Below are 16,713 nucleotides of genomic sequence, written 5' to 3' on the forward strand. Positions count from 1 at the left end.
CGGGTGAGCCAACGTGAGTGGGTCGAGAAAGATTTTTACGCGACGCTCGGCGTCGATTCGAAGGCGAGCGCGGACGAGATCAAAAAGTCGTACCGCAAGCTGGCCAGGGAACTCCATCCGGACGCGCACCCCGGCGACGAGAAGGCCGAGCAGCGGTTCAAGGAGGTCTCCGAGGCGTACAGCGTGCTCTCCGATTCGGAGAAGCGCAAAGAGTACGACGAGACCCGTTCGCTCTTCGGATCCGGCTCCCGGACGGGCGGCGGGGGCTTCTCCGGTTTCGGCAGCGGCTACTCGTCCGGGGTGCGCGACTTCGGGGTCCGCGACTTCGCCGACCTCTTCGAGGGCGGGGGGAGCACGTCGTTCTCGGACATCTTCGGCAACGCCTTCCGCGAAGGTCGCGCCGGCCGAGGCTCCGCGAACAGGCCGGGGAGCCGCGCGCGGCGGGGCAACGATCTGGAGACCGAGACCACGCTCGGGTTCCGGGAGGCCGCGCGGGGCGTGACCATCCCGCTGCGGATCACCAGCCAAGTCACGTGCGATTCGTGCCGTGGCTCGGGCGCCCGCAAGGGCACCACGCCGCGCAAATGCTCGTACTGCGACGGCTCGGGCCTGGTGACCCGCCAGGAGGGCTCCTTCGGCTTCACCGAGCCGTGCGCCGAGTGCCGGGGGACCGGCCAGATCATCGACGACCCGTGCCCGGACTGCGCTGGCACGGGGCTGACGACGCGCTCGCGCACGATCACGATGCGGGTTCCGCCCGGCGTGCACGACGGGCAGCGGATCCGTCTCGCCGCGCAAGGCGAGCCCGGCGTCCGGGGCGGCAGCCCCGGCGACCTCTACGTGACCGTCCATGTGGAGCCGGACGCGGTGTTCACCAGGGAGGGCGACGACCTCCGGCTGACGGTGCCGGTGCGGTTCACCGAGCTCGCGCTCGGCTCGACCATCACCGTGCCCACCCTCGACGGCAAGGTCGGGGTCCGCGTGCCCGCCGGAACGGCGGACGGCAGGACGCTGCGGGTGCGCGGCAAAGGCGTCGTCAAGCGCGGCGGCGGCGCGGGCGACATCTTGGTCACCTTGCAAGTGGCGGTGCCGGTGAAACTGGACGAGGCCGCGCTGGAGGCGCTGCGCAAGTACGCGGCTTCCGAAGAGGCGAGCGGCTTCGACCCGAGGGCGAATTGGGCGGGCTCGCGATGAGCATGGACGAGCAGCCGGGCGACCCGCACGCCAAGGTCTACGTGATCTCTATCGCCGCGCAGCTTTCCGGCATGCACGCGCAGACGTTGCGCACATACGACCGTATGGGTCTGGTGAGCCCCGGCCGCGCTCCGGGCGGCGGCAGGCGCTATTCGCTGCACGACGTCGAGCTGCTGCGCGAGGTTCAGCGCCTCTCGCAGGAGGAGGGCGTGAACCTCGCCGGGATCAAGCGGATCATGGAGCTGACCAAGGAAGTGCTGGAACTGCGCCGCCGCCTCGCCGAGACGGCGCAGTCGGCGAGCACCGTCCCCCAGGGGCGTGAGATCGTGCCGTTCCCGAAGTCGACCGCCCTTGTGGTCTGGAAGCCTCGGAATCGTTAGTTTCGGGGTCCGCGCGGGGCTTTGCCCGTTGTGGCATGATCGGCGATATGACCGAGCTGCAGAGATTCACCCTGTCGGACGAGGCTTCCGGTCTGGCCGCCGTGTTCGTGCCTGCCGCGGGCATGATCGGCGTGTCGTTGGCCGACGGCGGGGCCGAGCTGCTGGGGCAGCGGCGGGGGCTGGAGGCGTATCTGTCCTCGGGCAAAACCATGGGGATTCCGCTGTTGCACCCGTGGGCGAACCGGCTGAGCGCGCATGACTACACGGTCTCGGGCGAGACGGTGGTGCTGTCGGACGGGGCTGCGGGGGTGCACCTCGACGGGAACGGTCTGCCGATGCACGGACTGCTGGCCGCGCGTCCGGATTGGCGGGTTCGGTCCGCCACGTCGGGCGAGCTTGTGGCGGAGTTCGACTTCGGGGCCTGTGCGGAACTGCTGGCCAGCTTCCCGTTCCCGCACCGGCTGACGCTCGCCATCGCGCTCGCCGGGCGGCGGCTGCGGATCCGAACGACGTTGACCGCCACCTCGTCCAAGCCCGTGCCGGTGTCGTTCGGTTTTCACCCGTATCTCCGGATCCCCGGCACGGCGAGGGAGGAGTGGCGGGTCGAGTTGCCGCCGCGCCGCCGTCTGGAACTCGACGGATCCGGCATCCCCACAGGAGCGGGGAATCTCGAACCGGCGGAGGCCTTCACGCTGGGCGAGCGGCTGTTCGACGACGGCTACGACGGGATCGCCGTCGGCTCCGTGTTCGCCGTCTCCTCGGGTGGGCGGCGGATCGAAGTCAGTTTCGACGAGGGCTACCCGTGCGCGCAGATCTTCGCCCCCGCGGGCGAGGAAGTGATCTGCTTCGAGCCGATGACGGCTCCGACCGACGCGCTGCGCAGCGGCGACCGGCTGCGGTTCGCGAGTCTCGGCGAGCCGTACCGCGCGGAGTTCTCGATCACGGTCGGCTAGGAGACGAGGCGGCCTACGCCTGGGCGGGAAGCTCGTCCCCCTGGTCGGCGACGACCGAGGCGGCTCCCGGGGTCGGGGTGGTCGGCGGGGGCGTCTTGTCGTGCTCGGTGCTCACGAGAATCGTCGTCAGGACGATGATGACGATGACGGCGACGAGTCCGCCGATGAGCCATTTCTTCGCTTCCGCCACGCTCGCGGAAGCCGGAGCTGCAGGTTCCGGGGCATGCGGGGCGGACGGTTCCGAGCCAGGGGCAGAGGGTGTCGGCGTCGGCGCGGATGGCTGGGTCTGCTTGTACGGGTAGGTCATAGTGATAACCCTAGTTCAGCGATGCGGAGCATGAGGCGTAGCCGACCCCCCGATTCTCGGCGATCACCTGGCCCCCGCGCAGGATGCGGCAGGCGAACACAGGCCTGGTGCCGAAGTCGAGCGGCCCGTCCTTTACCCACTCCACCGAGATGCGGACGCTGCGCGGCAGCGTGACCGTGCTCGAATGGGTGAAGGGCATGGAGTAGACGTACGACCCGCCGGACGGGGTGCCGTCGTTGAGCGACACGCGCCCGACCCGCGCCCCGCCCGACCCGCTGACCTCCAGGACGATGTCCGCTGTCGTGGGTTTGGGCGGCGCGGTGGACGTGCTCGTCGGCGGTGGCGGCGGAGGAGGAGCCGGCGTGGTCGTCTCCGGCTCGGGCGGCGGTGGCGGCGGCTCGGGATTGACCGTCCTGGTGACCGTCGTGGTCTGCGGCGGCGGGGGAGGCGGCGGCGGAGCGGGGGCAGGAGCCGCCTCGGTCGTCGTCGGCTCGGGGCGCGGGGACGGGCTCCTCCGAGGAGGAGGACTGCGAGAAGACCGGCGGGATGAGCGAGGTGCTCGACCGGGCGGCGGGGGCCTCGTGCTTCGACGGCCAGACGAGATACGCGATGAGCCCGGCGACCGCGGCGAGGGCGACCGAGGTTCCTGCGATCAGGCCCTTCGGCGAGCCGCCCGAACTCGGCTCGGTCGGCCCTTGCGGCGGCTCGTGCGGAGCGGAGGAGGCCGGGGCGTCCTCGCGCCGGTACGGGTACGTCATGTGCTCATTATCGTGGGCGATCCTGGCAGGCTTCAAGCGGCACGCTGGAGGGGGTCGTCACTGCTGGATATTGTCTCCGATAAGGGGTTGCGCAGCGCAAGGGCGCGGTTTCGGGCTGGCTGTGCGCGAATGCGTTGGCTTTGCGCGTCGAGCCCGCCCCGGCGGTCGGCGGAGCACGGGCAGCGGGGCTTCGACGGATGGGACGCGGTCCTGGCCCGACCGGTTCCATACAATTCCCCCCATGGGTTTTTCTGTCGGAGTCCTGGCGTTGCAGGGCGGAGTGGCGGAGCACGCGGAAGCCGCGCGGGCGGCGGGGGCAGAGCCGGTCCTGGTGCGCAGGCCGGAGGAGCTCGCCTCGGTCGACGCGCTGATTCTGCCGGGCGGCGAGTCCACCGCGATGACGAAGCTGCTGGCCGTCACGGAGCTGGCCGAGCCGCTGGGGGAGCGGCTGAAGGGCGGGATGCCCGCGTTCGGCTCCTGCGCGGGCCTGATCCTGCTCGCCGAGGCGGTGGACCCGCCCGACGAGCGCACCCGCAATTACGGAGCCATCGACATCACCGTGCGCCGCAACGCGTTCGGCAGGCAGGTGGACTCGTTCGAGGAGGATCTCGACGTGCCCGAGCTTGGCCCGGATCCCGCGCGCGCGGTGTTCATCCGGGCTCCGTGGGTGGTCCGGGCCGGTCCGGGGGTCCAGACGCTCGCGACAGTGGCCTCCTCGGACGGCGCGGAGCCGAAGATAGTCGCGGCGCGGCAGGGGAATATACTGGTCACAGCGTTCCACCCGGAACTCACGGCGGACATTCGCTGGCACGCGTTGTTCTTGTCGATGGCTCGCGCTTGACGCGCTGCTAGGTTGGGACCACGAAGAACGATCAAGAACTGAGGTATGTATGAGCGGCCATTCCAAGTGGGCGACGACTAAGCATAAGAAAGCCGTGCTCGACGCGAAGCGGAGCAAGAATTTCGCGAAGCTGATCAAAAACGTCGAGGTCGCGGCCCGGCTCGGCGGCGGGGACCCCGACGGCAACCCGACGCTGTACGACGCCATCGTCAAAGCGCGCAAGAACTCCGTCCCGAACGACAACATCGAACGGGCGCGCAAGCGGGGCGCGGGCGAGGAAGCCGGCGGCTCGGACTGGCAGAGCCTGTTCTACGAGGGCTACGGCCCCGGCGGAACCGCGCTGTACGTGGAGTGTTTGACCGACAACCGCAACCGCGCGGCGGGGGAGGTGCGCACCGCGCTGTCCCGCAACGGCGGCACGCTGGCTGATCCGGGCTCGGTGTCGTTCCTCTTCGCGCGCAAGGGCGTCGTCCTGGTGGAGAAGGGCAACCTCACCGAGGACGATCTGCTCGGCGTGGTCCTCGAGGCAGGAGTCGAGGAGGTCAACGACCTCGGCGACAACTTCGAAGTGCTCTCCGACCCCTCGGACTTCCCCGCCGTCCGCGACGCGCTGCGCGGCGAGAACATCGAGTACGAGTCCGCCGAGGTGGAGTTCCAGCCGCTCTCGAAAGTCGAGGTCGACCTCGAGACGGCCCGCAAGGCGCTCAAGCTGGTCGACGCGCTGGAGGACTGCGACGACGTGCAGAACGTCTTCACCAACATGGACATCTCCGAGGAAGTGTTGGCGCAGCTCGAAGCCGAGTAGCCCGCGCGGCGTGTCACCGCGGCCGGGGCGCCCCCGCCCGCTATCCTTTCGAACATGCGAGTGATGGGCATCGACCCTGGGCTGACCCGATGCGGTTTGGCGTTGGTGGAGGCAGGGGCGGGCCGGAAGGTCACCGCGCTGGACGTGGACGTGTGCCGGACCTCGCCGCAGGACTCGTTGCAGCACCGGCTGTCCCGGATCGCCGACGAGGTCGAGCATTGGCTCGACTCGCACCGTCCCGACGTGGTCGCCGTCGAGCAGGTCTTCGCCCAGCACAACGTGCGGACGGTCATGGGGGTCGCCCAGGTCTCCGGCGTGGTGGCGCTGCTCGCCGCCAGACGCTCGATCCCGGTGCGCACGCACACCCCGAGCGAGGTGAAGGCTGCGGTGACGGGCAACGGACGCGCCGACAAAGACCAGGTGACCGCTATGGTGACCCGGATTCTGGGGCTCAAGGTGAAACCCGCGCCCGCCGACGCCGCCGATGCCCTCGCGCTTGCGATCTGCCACTGCTGGCGCGCTCCGCTCCTTGGCCGCGCGGCGGTGGCGGGCGAAGCGCGGCCGAATCGTCTGGCGGAGGCCGTCGCGCTCGCCGGGGCGCGCAAGACAGGAGGTTGGCTGTGATCGCATCGGTCCGAGGCGAGGCCGTCGAAGTCGGGGCCGACCATGTCGTGGTCGAATGCGCTGGCCTCGGGTACCACGTCGTCGTCCTGCCCTCGACGGCGGCGATGGCGGCGCGGGGGGACGAGCTGCGGCTGGTGACCTCCTTCATCGTCCGGGAGGACGCGCAGACGCTCTACGGGTTCCCCGACCGCGAGACGCGCGACCTCTTCGACGTGCTGCGCACCGTCTCGGGAGTCGGGCCGAAGCTGGCGATGGCCGTGCTCTCGGTGCTCGAGCCCGCACAGTTGCGGCGGGCGATCGGCGAGGGGGACCTCGCCGCGCTCACCCGAGTCCCCGGCGTCGGCAAGCGCGTCGCGGAGCGGCTGGCGCTGGAGCTGAAAGAGAAGGTCGGCGTCGGTGTCGGCGCGACGGGGAAACCGGGGGCTCCGGAGGGGAGCGCGCTGGTGCGCCAGCAGGTGGTGGACGGGCTGGTCGGCCTCGGCTTCGCCCTCAAACCCGCCGAATCCGCGGCGGACTCCGTCCTCGCCGAGGACCAGGACGCGAGCGCTGCGGTCGCGTTGCGCGGCGCGCTGGCGATCCTGGGGAAGAATAGGTGAGCGTGACCACCGATCCAGAGCGTTCTGCGGACTTGGACCGCGCGGTGCGGCCGGAGGCGGCCGTCGGCGAGGCCGAGCTGGACGCGAGCCTGCGCCCGCGCGCTTTGGACGACTTCATCGGCCAGCCCAAGGTCCGCGAGCAACTGCGCCTTCTGCTCCAAGGCGCGAAATCCAGGGGCGCGGTCCCCGACCATGTGCTGTTCTCCGGGCCGCCAGGCCTCGGCAAGACCTCGCTCGCCATGATCGTGGCGGGCGAGCTCGGCGCGGCGCTGCGGATGACCTCCGGCCCGGCGCTGGAGCGCGCGGGGGATCTGGCCGCGCTCTTGTCGAACCTCGTGGAGGGCGACGTGCTGTTCATCGACGAGATCCATCGGATGGCGCGTCCCGCCGAAGAGATGCTTTACCTCGCGATGGAGGACTTCCGTGTGGACGTGGTCGTCGGCAAAGGGCCAGGCGCGATGGCGATCCCGCTCACGCTCGCGCCGTTCACGCTCGTCGGCGCGACCACCCGCACGGGGGCGCTCACCAACCCGCTCCGCGACCGGTTCGGCTTCGTGGGCCACATGGAGTTCTACACCCCCGAAGAGCTGTCGCAGGTGCTGGCGCGTTCGGCGAAGATCTTAGGAGTGGAGCTCGACGCGGAGGCGGCGATCGAGATCGCGAGCCGGTCGAGGGGCACGCCCCGGATCGCGAACCGGCTGCTGCGCCGCGTGCGCGACTACGCGCAGGTGCGAGGGGACGGCTTCGTGGACTTGGCGGCGGCCCAGGCGGCCCTGCAGATCTTCGACGTGGACGAGCTCGGCTTGGACCGATTGGACCGCGCGGTGCTCTCGGCCTTGGTCAGCGGGCACGGCGGGGGCCGGTGGGCGTCTCGACGCTCGCGGTCGCCGTCGGCGAGGAGCCTGCGACCGTCGCCGAGGTCTGCGAGCCGTTCTTAGTGCGCGCCGGCCTGGTCGCGCGCACCCCGCGCGGGCGGGTGGCGACCCAGGCGGGCTGGGCGCATCTGGGGTTGAAACCGCCGACGGAGCAGCACGCAGCGTTGCTTTGGGAGGATGACTAGCCTGAGGTGCTATCCTGCTCTCCCGTGGCTGAATTGACTGATCCCCGGGTGGCGGCGTTCCTCTCAGAGGGCGATCGCAACGGAAAACTGAGTTACTTGCGCGAGGACCGCAGGCCTGCGGTCGTCCCGGTGTGGTTTGTGGTGGACAACGGCGAAATCGTGTTCTTCACCGGTCGGGAATCGCCGAAGGCGAAGGCGTTCGCGGAGGATCCGCGCGTCGCGTTCCTCGTGGACGACGGATGCCCGCCCTACTCGTACGTCTCGATCACCGGCGTGGTGGCCAAGAGCGCGGAGCCGGAGCGTTTCGACGAGCTTCTGGCCAAGCTGGTGGCGCGGTACACCCCGCAGGAAGACTTCGAGAAGACGTTGCAGTTCTTCAAAGGGCAGGACGAGGCGCTGTACCGGATCCGCGCGACGCAGGTGCAGGCGAAGTTCGACCTCATGAACGCCCTCCCGGTCTAAGGCTCGCGAAAACCTGAGGCGAAGCCTCGAGGAAGGATGACACTGTGCAGCAAATGCTGCCGTTGATCGGGCTCGGCGCCCTGATGTTCCTGTTCATGTGGTGGCAGGGCCGTTCGCGGAACAGGGCGCTCGAACAGCTCCAGGCGTTCCACGACTCCCTTGTGGCGGGCGACCGGGTGGTCACGACGTCCGGGCTGCGCGGTTCGGTGCGCGAGGTGCGGGATCAGACCATCCTCTTGGAGATCGCGACCGGCGTGGTGACGGAGTGGACCAAGATCGCGGTGCGGGAGAAGGCTGAGGAGCCGGAAGCCGAGGCGGACGCCGTGGAGGCCGAGACAGCCTCGCCAGAGGAGAGCGGGCCGGATCGTGCGTAACGGTTTGCTCGGCGCGCTCGTGGTGGCTGCTGGGGCCTGCGCGCTCTCGGCGGTTCCCGCGCAGGCGGAGCCCGCTTCCCGGTTCCAGGTCCGCCCGGTGGCGAAGAACGGAGCCGGGCTGAGCGACGCGAAAGGCAATATGGCGTTCTCCCGCGCGAGCTACCCCAAATTCTTCGCCGCGTACCCGACTGTGCCGTCGCAGCAGGCCAGGCAGGCCGCCGCGCTCCTCTCCGAGGAGCAGACCGCCCAGTCCGGGGCGCTCGTCGCCGGGGCGGAGGGCCTGGACTGCGCGAAGGCGGACCCGTTGGGCGGCAAGGACGACCCGAAACTGCCGCTGGTGGCCTGCTCTTCGGACGCTGGAACGAAGTACGTGCTCAAGCCCGCCATCATCGACGGAGCGCAGGTCTCCTGCGTGGTCGCGGGCTCCGGAGCTGACCTTGTCTTCTCCCCCCAGGCGCAAAGCGCCTGGTCGCAGTACACATCAAAAAACGCGGGCACGCTCGCCGCTGTCGTCGTGGACTCGAAAGTGGTCGCGACGATCGAGGTGAACGGGCCGACCCCGTTCACCGTGCGGCTGGCCTCACAGGACGCGAGCCCGCTGGTCCAAGCGCTCGGAGGATGTCATGCCTAGACGATCTCGGGGCATGCAGCCCCTGCAGTATTTGACCGTGTTCGTGCTCTTCTTGGCCGGGCTGTACTCGCTCGTGCTCTTCACGGGCGACAAGAAGAAGATCCCGCACCTGGGCATCGACCTGCAGAGCGGCACCCGCGTGACGCTCACGGCGCGCACCCTGGACGGGAAAGACCCGGACCAGAACTCGCTCAAGCTCGCGAAAAACATCATCGAGCAGCGGGTGAACGGACTCGGCGTCGCTGGTTCGGAAGTGCTCATCCAAGGCTCCAACCTGGTCATCACGGTGCCGGGCGAGGAAGGCTCGCAGGCGAAGACTTTGGGACAGACGGCGCGGCTGTACATCCGCCCGGTCGCGAAGGACCCGGTGAAGGGCGAGGCCATGGTCTGGAACAAGGAGACCGCCCCCGACATGTTCGCGCCGCCGCCGCCTCCGGCTCCGCCCGCGAACGGCGAGCAGGCCCCGCCGGCCGGAGAGCCCGCTCCCGCCGGCCAGGACGTCACGGAGGAGCAAGCCAAGGAGATCCAGCAGGCCCGCGCGATCCGGCAGTCGCCCGACGTGCTGGTGAAGGTGAGCCAGGAGGAGATCCAGAACATCAGGCTGATGATGCTCACCGACCCGGAGGGCACGGCGAAGCTGGTCGAGCAGAAGTTCGGCCCCTTGGACAAGGCGGTCAAGAGCCTGGACTGCTCGAAGCCGGACCCGCTGCGCGGCAACGACGACCCGAAGCTGCCCTTGGTCACCTGCTCGACGGACGGCAAGGAGAAGCTCGTCCTCGAGCCTTCGATCATCGACGGACAGGAGATCTCCGAGGCGGGCTCCCAGTTCGACAACCAGCGCGGCACGTGGAGCGTGAGCCTGTCGTTCAAGCCGCACGGCCAGGAGATCTGGTCGAAGTACACGGAGGGCCACGTCGGCACGCAGACCGCGATCACCCTGGACTCCCGCGTGGTGAGCCACCCGGTGATCCAGGGCGTGATCAACGGCAGCACGCAGATCACCGGGGACTTCAGCGCGACGCAGGCCAGAGAGCTGGCGAACGTGCTGCGGTACGGCTCCCTGCCGCTCTCGTTCTCCTCGTCCGAGGCGCAGACCATTTCGGCCACGCTCGGCCTCGCCTCGCTGCGCGCGGGTTTGATCGCGGGCGTCGTCGGCCTGGTCCTCGTGCTCTTGTACTCGCTCTTCTACTACCGCGCGCTCGGCTTCCTCGCGCTGTTGTCGCTGATTTTGACCGGGGTGGCGAACTACGCGGTCGTGGTGCTGTTGGGCCGCTGGATCGGGTTCACCCTCGACCTCGCGGGCATCGCCGGTTTCATCATCGGCATCGGCATGACGGCAGACTCCTTCGTGGTGTACTTCGAGCGGATCAAGGACGAGGTCCGCGAGGGCCGCTCCTTCCGCTCGGCGGTGCCAAGGGCGTGGGAGCGGGCGCGCCGGACGATCCTCTCCGGCAACGCGGTCACCTTCATCGCCGCCGCGGTCCTCTACATCCTGGCGATCGGCGAGGTGCGCGGTTTCGCCTTCACGCTCGGGCTCACCACGATCATGGACCTCGTGGTGGTGTTCCTCGTGACCCATCCGCTGGTGCACGCCGCGTCCACCAGGGCGTGGTGGGCGAAACCCAGCCGCACCGGCCTGGGCCGGGCGCGCGCTCAGGCGGTGAGCGCGTGAGCGAGAAAGCAACAGAGAAAGAGATCGACGCGGTGGACGAGGCTGAGCTCGAAACTGAGGTTGACGAAGCAGAGGAAGAGGCGGAGCGCGGGAAAGCAGACGGCCGGCCGTCCTTATTCACCCGGCTCTACACCGGCACCGGGGCGTTCGAGATCGTCGGCAGGCGCAAGCTGCTGTCCCTGATCACGGCGGGCATCCTCCTGGTCTGCGTGGCGAGCTTCGTGTTCCGGGGGTTCACCTTCGGCATCGAGTTCGTCGGCGGCACCTCGATCTCCTTCCCGGCAGAGGGCACGACCGACAACGGCAAGATCGCCAAGGTCATCGCGGAGACGACCGGCCACGAGCCGGTCTCGGTGCAGACGGTGGGCACGGGCTCCTCCGCGACGGTGCAGATCCGCACCGGCGATCTGAACAACGCGCAGACCGTCAAGGTCACCGATGCGCTCTTCGAGGCATTCCACCCGAAGGGACACGACGGGAAACCGAGCAAGGCCGCCGTCAACGTGTCTTCTGTGAGTTCGAGCTGGGGCGGCGAGATCACGAACCGCGCCTTGATCGCGCTCGGCGTCTTCCTCCTCGCGGTTGGCGCGTACATCGCGATCCGGTTCGAGCTGGACATGGCCATCGCGGCTCTGATCAGCTTGCTCTTCGACCTCGTCGTGACGGCGGGCGTGTATTCGCTCGTCGGCTTCGAGGTGGTCCCGGCGACGGTCATCGGCCTGCTCACGATCCTCGGCTTCTCGCTCTACGACACCGTCGTCGTCTTCGACAAGGTGGCGGAGAACGTCCGGGGGGTCACTCGGACCACGCGCCGCACGTACGCGGAACTGGCGAACCTCGCGATGAACCAGACGATGATGCGCTCGATCAACACCACGGTGATCGGCGTGCTCCCCGTGCTCGGGCTCGTCGTGGTCGCGGTGCTCCTGCTCGGCGTGGGGACGCTCAAGGACCTCGCGCTGGTGCAGCTGGTCGGCCTGATCAGCGGCGCCTACTCCTCCATCTTCGTCGCGACGCCGCTTTTGGTGACGCTCAAGGAGCGCAAGCAGGAGATCAAACGGCACAATGCGAAAGTCGCCTCGCGTCGCCGGGCCGGGGCGGATGCGTCGTAGCTTCGGGCTCAGCAGTCGCCGCAAGCTCGTCCGATTCGGCTGGGCGCTGTGCCTCGTGTTCGGCTCCGTCGCAGGCTGCGGGTTCTTCCGCGACAAAGTCGGAGTCGTCAACTACTTCATCGACGCGAAGCTGCCGACCTATAACGCCAACACGGTGCTCGGACGCTCCAACGGGACGTTGATGGCCTTCTCCCGCGTGCTGCCGGGGTTCAGCTACCCGGCCCCGACCGGGGGCTCGGTGGCGGACTCGGACATCGGCGCGGCGGAGCCGCAGACCGGGCAGGGGGAAGAGTTCACCGTCCGCTACACCTTCAACCCGAAAGCGACATGGTCGGACGGAGTCGCGATGACCTGCGAAGACCTCGTGCTCGCTTGGGCGGCGCTCTCCGGGCGGCTGCCAGGGGCCCAGCCCGCGAGCAAGCTGGGCTACGAGCTGATCTCCCAGATGCAGTGCGAGAAAGGCTCGAAGACGGCGACTGCCGTGTTCGAGCGGCATTTCCCGGACTGGCCGAGTCTCTTCGGCCCGGGGACGATCCTCCCGTCGCACGTGCTCGCCAAGGCGGTCGGCGTGGACGTCGCGGGCGCGATGGGCTCGGACGACCGGGCCAAGCTGCAGGCGGCGGGGAAGTTCTGGAACGAGGGGTGGAGTTTCGGCGCGAAGTTCGACCAGGCGAGGTTCCCGTCCAGCGGCCCGTACCAAATCCAATCCACCGGATCGGGGCCGACCACCCTGGTGCGCAACCCGCGATGGTGGGGCGACCCGGCTCGAATCCCGAAGGTCGCGATCTGGCCGAAAGGGTTCCGCCCGCCGGTGGCTGGGGCGCAGGTGATCGACATCGGGAAGGGCTCGCTCGGGGAGCTGCGCTTGCCGTCGGGCATGAGCGAGCGGACGGTCCGCTCGCTCGGGATCGAGCAGTTCGTGCTGTTGTTGCGGGGCGCGTTCGCGCAGAAACGGGCGCGAGAGGCGTTCGCGCTCTGCCTGCCCCGAGCCGAGCTTGCCGCGCGCTTCGGGGACAACGAGCCCCTTGCCTCTGGCGCCTTGTCCAGCTCCCAAGACCCCTGGCAGTTGTCCGCGTCCCAGCCCGCCCGCTACGCCCAGCCGAACGCCGCCGCTGCGTATCAGGCGCGCGACTCCGCGGCCAAGGGACAGCCGCTCACCGTCCGCGTCGGGTACCTCGCCCCGGACGCCCGCAGGGCTGCCCTGGTCAAAGCGGTCGCGGACGCGTGCGATCCGGCGGGAATCCGCGTCGAGGACAAATCGAACGAGTTCGATCCGCTGGCCCCGGCGAAAGGGCAGTTCGACGTGCTGCTGACCAGCTCCGACCTCGCGACGGGAGCCGGGGGAGCGGCGGGCCCCTCCTGGGGTCTGGCTTCCGCTGCGCAGGTGCGAGAGGGCGAAGGCGAGAACCTCTCCGGCTATCAGAGCGCCCGGACGGACGACCTCGTCGCACAATTGGCGCTCGCGGAGAAGGAAGACGACCGGATCGGGCTGCTGGCACGGGCGCAGGACGCGGTGTGGGACGATCTGCCGATGATCCCTCTTTTCGCCGCGCCGCGTTCGGTGGTGTGGAGCGAGACGCTGAGCGGCGTGCAGCCGGGCGCCACGGCGTGCGCGACGGGATGGAACATGGACCGGTGGAGCGGTGATGGATAAGCGTTGGTGTGGTCCATGTTCTGCTGTGTTCTGCCTCAGTTGCTGGCGGGCTGGCTTGGACCGATGGAGCGGTGATGAGTGATATGGCGTTGCAGCGCTTCGCAGGGGCGATTCGGAAGATCCCGGACTACCCCAGTCCTGGCATTTTGTTCTACGACCTGATCCCCGCGCTCGCGGACGGCGAAGCCTTCCACGAGGTGCTGGCGGCGCTGGACGAGTCGACGCCGAAGGCCGGGATCATCGCGGGGGTCGAGGCGCGAGGGTTCCTGTTCGCTGCGGCGCTCGCCGCGTTGCGCGGTTGCGGCGTGCTGGCGATCCGCAAAGCGGGCAAGCTGCCGCCGCCGGTCGCGGGGGAGGACTACGCGCTGGAGTACGGCGAGGCGCGGATCGAGATCCCCGCCGACGGGGTGGCGCTCGCGGGCCAGGACGTTGTGCTGCTCGACGACTTGTTGGCGACCGGCGGCACGCTCGCGGCCGCCGCCGTGCTGTTGGCCGGCCGGGGGCCCGAGTGCTCGCAGCGGCTTCGGTGGTGGAACTGCCCGCACTCGGCGGCAGGGCCAGGCTGGCGAAGGAAGGCCTCGACGTGGTGACTTTGCTCAGCGACGAACAACTGCGGTAAGACGAGCGGGCTCGATCACCAGAGGTATCATGGTCGGATGGTAGGCGTGGTACTGCAGGAGCGCGACCATCAAGGCGCAGCGTCCTGCGGCGCCGAGGTGGGATCGACAGTGCGCCGCGCGGGCGCTTCGGGCGTGCCGGGCGGGGCGGGTCTGCGATGCGGGGTGGCAATATGACAGCGAGCCAAGAGATCCGCCAGCCGACTCCGGTGCAGATCCCCGGCACGGGAGTCGCCGTGCCGGAGGAGCCCGCCCAGCAGCCAGCCCCGCCCGGCACGAACGCCGTTCCGGGGCCGAGCCCCAAGTCCGGCGGCAGGCTGCGCAGCAGGATCGCCCGCAGCCTCGGGGCAGGCCGAGGCTCGGGGCTGCAGCCCGAGCTTGAGCCGCTCGCCGCGCTGCACCGCGAGCTGTACCCGAAGGCCAGCCTCGGCCTGTTGGCGAAGGCGTACGAGATCGCCGAGGTCCGGCACAAGGGCCAATTCCGGCGCTCGGGGGATCCGTACATCACCCATCCGCTCGCGGTGGCGCACATCCTCGCCGAACTGGGCATGGACACGCTTTCGCTGGTGGCCGCCCTGCTGCACGACACCGTCGAGGACACGGGGTACTCGCTCGAAGAGCTGGAGCGGGACTTCGGCTCGGACGTGGCGCACATCGTGGACGGGGTGACCAAGCTCGACAAGGTGACGTGGGGCGCGGGGGCCGAGGCGGAGACCATCCGCAAGATGGTGATCGCCATGGCGCGCGATCCGAGGGTGCTCGTCATCAAGGTGGCGGACCGGTTGCACAACATGCGCACGATGCGCTTCATGCCGCCGGAGAAGCAGGTGCGAAAAGCGCAGGAGACCCTCGAAGTCATCGCGCCGCTCGCGCACCGGCTCGGGATGGCCTCGGTGAAGTGGGAGCTCGAAGACCTCGCCTTCGCCGTGCTGCACCCGAAGAAATACGCCGAGATCGTGCGCTTGGTCGCGGACCGGGCCCCGTCGCGGGACACGTACCTGGCCAGAGTGAAGGGCGAGCTGCAATCGGCGCTGTCCTCGTTCCGGGTGGACGCGAAGGTGGCCGGGCGCCCCAAGCATTACTGGTCCATCTACCAGAAGATGATCGTCAAGGGGCGGGACTTCGACGACATCCACGACCTGGTCGGCCTGCGCGTGGTCTGCGGCGAGGTCCGCGACTGCTACGCGGCGGTCGGCGTGGTGCACTCGTTGTGGCAGCCGCTCCCAGGCCGGTTCAAGGACTACATCGCGCAGCCGCGCTACGGGGTCTACCAGTCGCTGCACACCACGGTGATCGGTCCGGAGGGCAAGCCGCTCGAGGTGCAGCTGCGGACCAAGGAGATGCACCGGGTCGCGGAGTTCGGCATCGCGGCGCATTGGCGCTACAAGGAGAACAAGGGCAAAGTCGGCAGCGACTCGGCGGAGGTCGACCGGATGGCGTGGATGCGCCAGCTGCTCGACTGGCAGCGCGAGGCGTCCGACCCCGGCGACTTCCTCGAGGATCTGCGCTACGACCTCGCGGTGAAGGAGATCTTCGTCTTCACGCCGAAGGGCGACGTCATCACACTGCCCTCGGGATCGACCCCGGTCGACTTCGCGTACGCGGTGCACACCGAGGTCGGGCACCGGTGCATCGGGGCCAGGGTGGACGGCAGGCTCGTCGCGCTCGAACGCCCCTTGGAGAACGGCGAGGTCATCGAGGTGTTCACCTCGAAGGCCGCGAGCGCGGGCCCCTCGCGCGACTGGCAGGGGTTCGTCGTCTCCGCGCGGGCGCGCACGAAGATCCGGCAATGGTTCGCCAAGGAGCGCCGCGAGGAGGCGTTGGAGGCGGGGAAGGCCGCGATCGCCAAGGAAGTCCGCCGGTCCGGCCTGCCGCTGCAGCGGATCTTGAACGGCGAGACCATGGCCTCGGTCGCGGGGGAGCTGCACTACCCGGACGTGTCCGCGCTCTACACGGCGGTCGGCGAGAGCCATGTCTCCGCGCAGAAGGTCGTCCAATGCCTCGTGGCGCATTTCGGCGGCGAGGAGGAGGCCGCCGAGGCCGCCGTGGAGCGGGCGGGCGCGGCCACGTTGCCGGTGCGCACTCGGCGGCGTTCGGAAGACTGCGGCGTGCAGGTGGTCGGCTCCTCGGACACGCCGACGAAGCTCGCGAAGTGCTGCACGCCGGTGCCGGGCGACAAGATCCTCGGGTTTGTGACCAGGGGCGGCTTCGTGAGCGTCCACCGGGTGGACTGCACGAACTCCGCGTCGCTGCAGGCCCAGCAGGAGCGCCTGATCGAGGTGGCCTGGGCCCCGTCCCCGTCCTCGGTCTTCCTGGTGGCGATCCAGGTCGAGGCGCTCGACCGCCACCGGCTGCTCTCCGACATCACCAAGGCGCTCGCGGACGAGCGGGTGAACATCCTCTCGGCCTCAGTGACCACTTCGGGCGACCGAGTGGCGCTCTCCAAGTTCACGTTCGAGATCGGCGATCCCAAGCATCTCGGGCATCTGCTCTCGGCGGTCCGCAACGTCGAGGGCGTGTACGACGTCTACCGGGTCACCTCGGCGGCGTGACTGCGCCCGCGCGACGCGGGCGCGAAGCGCGGTTTCGTCGCGGTGCTCCAGCTTCAGATCGAGGATTCGCCGGGCGGGCCTCTGCGGACGGGGTCGGGAGCGGGAAGAAAGGGGGAGCGCG

At 69.3% G+C, this 16,713-nt stretch carries 16 protein-coding genes and 2 pseudogenes; 16 read left to right on the forward strand and 2 right to left on the reverse strand.

Annotated features, from left to right (window positions below; genetic code table 11):
- Positions 1-3: 3 nt before the first annotated feature.
- From dnaJ to HMPREF9336_RS09390, 3 genes are read left to right on the forward strand one after another with little or no spacing between them, the layout of a single operon-like run.
- Positions 4-1,194, forward strand: a complete 1,191-nt coding sequence (gene dnaJ, locus HMPREF9336_RS09380; RefSeq protein ID WP_007471218.1) for a molecular chaperone DnaJ — start codon at positions 4-6, stop codon at positions 1,192-1,194.
- 2 nt (positions 1,195-1,196) lie between these two features.
- The gene (locus tag HMPREF9336_RS09385) at positions 1,197-1,574 is read left to right on the forward strand and encodes a heat shock protein transcriptional repressor HspR (protein WP_040585374.1); all 378 of its coding nucleotides are present in this window, start codon (positions 1,197-1,199) and stop codon (positions 1,572-1,574) included.
- Positions 1,575-1,630: 56 nt separating this feature from the next.
- A complete protein-coding gene (locus HMPREF9336_RS09390) occupies positions 1,631-2,527 on the forward strand; it encodes an aldose 1-epimerase (protein WP_169727313.1) in 897 nt (298 codons plus the stop codon).
- A gap of 13 nt (positions 2,528-2,540) precedes the next feature.
- On the opposite strand, the gene HMPREF9336_RS18435 is transcribed toward HMPREF9336_RS09390, so the two are convergent.
- Positions 2,541-2,834 (reverse strand): hypothetical protein, encoded by a 294-nt coding sequence (locus HMPREF9336_RS18435; protein WP_021030419.1) that lies wholly within the window; start codon positions 2,832-2,834, stop codon positions 2,541-2,543.
- 10 nt (positions 2,835-2,844) lie between these two features.
- Positions 2,845-3,081 carry a hypothetical protein gene (locus tag HMPREF9336_RS09395; RefSeq protein ID WP_007471222.1) on the reverse strand — a complete coding sequence of 79 codons (237 nt, stop codon included), beginning with the start codon at positions 3,079-3,081 and terminating at the stop codon, positions 2,845-2,847.
- A 752-nt stretch (positions 3,082-3,833) separates the two neighbouring features.
- Here HMPREF9336_RS09395 and pdxT point away from each other — a divergent pair.
- From pdxT to HMPREF9336_RS09460, 13 genes and pseudogenes are all read left to right on the forward strand, one after another.
- On the forward strand, positions 3,834-4,433 hold the full coding sequence (pdxT, locus tag HMPREF9336_RS09400) for a pyridoxal 5'-phosphate synthase glutaminase subunit PdxT (protein WP_007471223.1): 600 nt from the start codon (positions 3,834-3,836) through the stop codon (positions 4,431-4,433).
- Positions 4,434-4,482: 49 nt separating this feature from the next.
- Complete coding sequence (locus tag HMPREF9336_RS09405; protein WP_007471224.1) at positions 4,483-5,238, forward strand: YebC/PmpR family DNA-binding transcriptional regulator; 756 nt, start codon at positions 4,483-4,485, stop codon at positions 5,236-5,238.
- A 54-nt stretch (positions 5,239-5,292) separates the two neighbouring features.
- The gene (gene ruvC / locus HMPREF9336_RS09410) at positions 5,293-5,862 is read left to right on the forward strand and encodes a crossover junction endodeoxyribonuclease RuvC (RefSeq protein WP_007471225.1); all 570 of its coding nucleotides are present in this window, start codon (positions 5,293-5,295) and stop codon (positions 5,860-5,862) included.
- The gene (gene ruvA, locus HMPREF9336_RS09415; protein WP_007471226.1) at positions 5,859-6,458 is read left to right on the forward strand and encodes a Holliday junction branch migration protein RuvA; all 600 of its coding nucleotides are present in this window, start codon (positions 5,859-5,861) and stop codon (positions 6,456-6,458) included. The genes ruvC and ruvA overlap by 4 nt, the downstream gene beginning before the upstream one ends.
- A pseudogene (gene ruvB, locus HMPREF9336_RS09420) lies at positions 6,455-7,518 on the forward strand (Holliday junction branch migration DNA helicase RuvB). The gene ruvA and the pseudogene ruvB overlap by 4 nt, the downstream one beginning before the upstream one ends.
- 24 nt (positions 7,519-7,542) lie before the next feature.
- Positions 7,543-7,980 carry a PPOX class F420-dependent oxidoreductase gene (locus tag HMPREF9336_RS09425; protein ID WP_021030420.1) on the forward strand — a complete coding sequence of 146 codons (438 nt, stop codon included), beginning with the start codon at positions 7,543-7,545 and terminating at the stop codon, positions 7,978-7,980.
- Between the two features lie 53 nt (positions 7,981-8,033).
- Positions 8,034-8,354, forward strand: coding sequence for a preprotein translocase subunit YajC (gene yajC, locus HMPREF9336_RS09430; RefSeq protein ID WP_244431647.1), 321 nt, complete (start codon positions 8,034-8,036; stop codon positions 8,352-8,354).
- A complete protein-coding gene (locus HMPREF9336_RS09435) occupies positions 8,347-8,985 on the forward strand; it encodes a hypothetical protein (protein ID WP_007471230.1) in 639 nt (212 codons plus the stop codon). Before yajC ends, HMPREF9336_RS09435 begins: the two co-directional genes overlap by 8 nt.
- Entirely contained in the window at positions 8,978-10,657 is a 1,680-nt protein-coding gene (secD, locus tag HMPREF9336_RS09440; RefSeq protein ID WP_007471231.1) for a protein translocase subunit SecD, read from the forward strand. The genes HMPREF9336_RS09435 and secD overlap by 8 nt, the downstream gene beginning before the upstream one ends.
- Positions 10,654-11,769 (forward strand): protein translocase subunit SecF, encoded by a 1,116-nt coding sequence (secF, locus tag HMPREF9336_RS09445; RefSeq protein WP_007471232.1) that lies wholly within the window; start codon positions 10,654-10,656, stop codon positions 11,767-11,769. Before secD ends, secF begins: the two co-directional genes overlap by 4 nt.
- Positions 11,759-13,423: an ABC transporter substrate-binding protein gene (locus HMPREF9336_RS09450; RefSeq protein WP_007471233.1), complete on the forward strand. Its 1,665-nt coding sequence runs from the start codon at positions 11,759-11,761 to the stop codon at positions 13,421-13,423. The genes secF and HMPREF9336_RS09450 overlap by 11 nt, the downstream gene beginning before the upstream one ends.
- A gap of 74 nt (positions 13,424-13,497) precedes the next feature.
- Positions 13,498-14,042, forward strand: a pseudogene (locus HMPREF9336_RS09455) (adenine phosphoribosyltransferase).
- 171 nt (positions 14,043-14,213) lie between these two features.
- Positions 14,214-16,592: a RelA/SpoT family protein gene (locus HMPREF9336_RS09460; protein WP_021030421.1), complete on the forward strand. Its 2,379-nt coding sequence runs from the start codon at positions 14,214-14,216 to the stop codon at positions 16,590-16,592.
- The last annotated feature ends 121 nt before the right edge of the window (positions 16,593-16,713 follow it).

The organism is Segniliparus rugosus ATCC BAA-974 (assembly GCF_000185725.2).
GTDB classification, from domain to species: domain Bacteria; phylum Actinomycetota; class Actinomycetes; order Mycobacteriales; family Mycobacteriaceae; genus Segniliparus; species Segniliparus rugosus.

What these genes read in the sequence shown, in the direction of transcription:
- yajC (WP_244431647.1), top strand. Translation starts at nt 8,034, where the DNA reads ATGCTGCCGTTGATCGGGCTCGGCGCCCTGATGTTCCTGTTCATGTGG.
- HMPREF9336_RS18435 (WP_021030419.1), bottom strand. Translation starts at nt 2,834, where the DNA reads ATGACCTACCCGTACAAGCAGACCCAGCCATCCGCGCCGACGCCGACA.
- HMPREF9336_RS09385 (WP_040585374.1), top strand. Translation starts at nt 1,197, where the DNA reads ATGGACGAGCAGCCGGGCGACCCGCACGCCAAGGTCTACGTGATCTCT.
- pdxT (WP_007471223.1), top strand. Translation starts at nt 3,834, where the DNA reads ATGGGTTTTTCTGTCGGAGTCCTGGCGTTGCAGGGCGGAGTGGCGGAG.
- secD (WP_007471231.1), top strand. Translation starts at nt 8,978, where the DNA reads ATGCCTAGACGATCTCGGGGCATGCAGCCCCTGCAGTATTTGACCGTG.
- HMPREF9336_RS09405 (WP_007471224.1), top strand. Translation starts at nt 4,483, where the DNA reads ATGAGCGGCCATTCCAAGTGGGCGACGACTAAGCATAAGAAAGCCGTG.
- ruvC (WP_007471225.1), top strand. Translation starts at nt 5,293, where the DNA reads ATGCGAGTGATGGGCATCGACCCTGGGCTGACCCGATGCGGTTTGGCG.
- HMPREF9336_RS09450 (WP_007471233.1), top strand. Translation starts at nt 11,759, where the DNA reads ATGCGTCGTAGCTTCGGGCTCAGCAGTCGCCGCAAGCTCGTCCGATTC.
- HMPREF9336_RS09460 (WP_021030421.1), top strand. Translation starts at nt 14,214, where the DNA reads ATGACAGCGAGCCAAGAGATCCGCCAGCCGACTCCGGTGCAGATCCCC.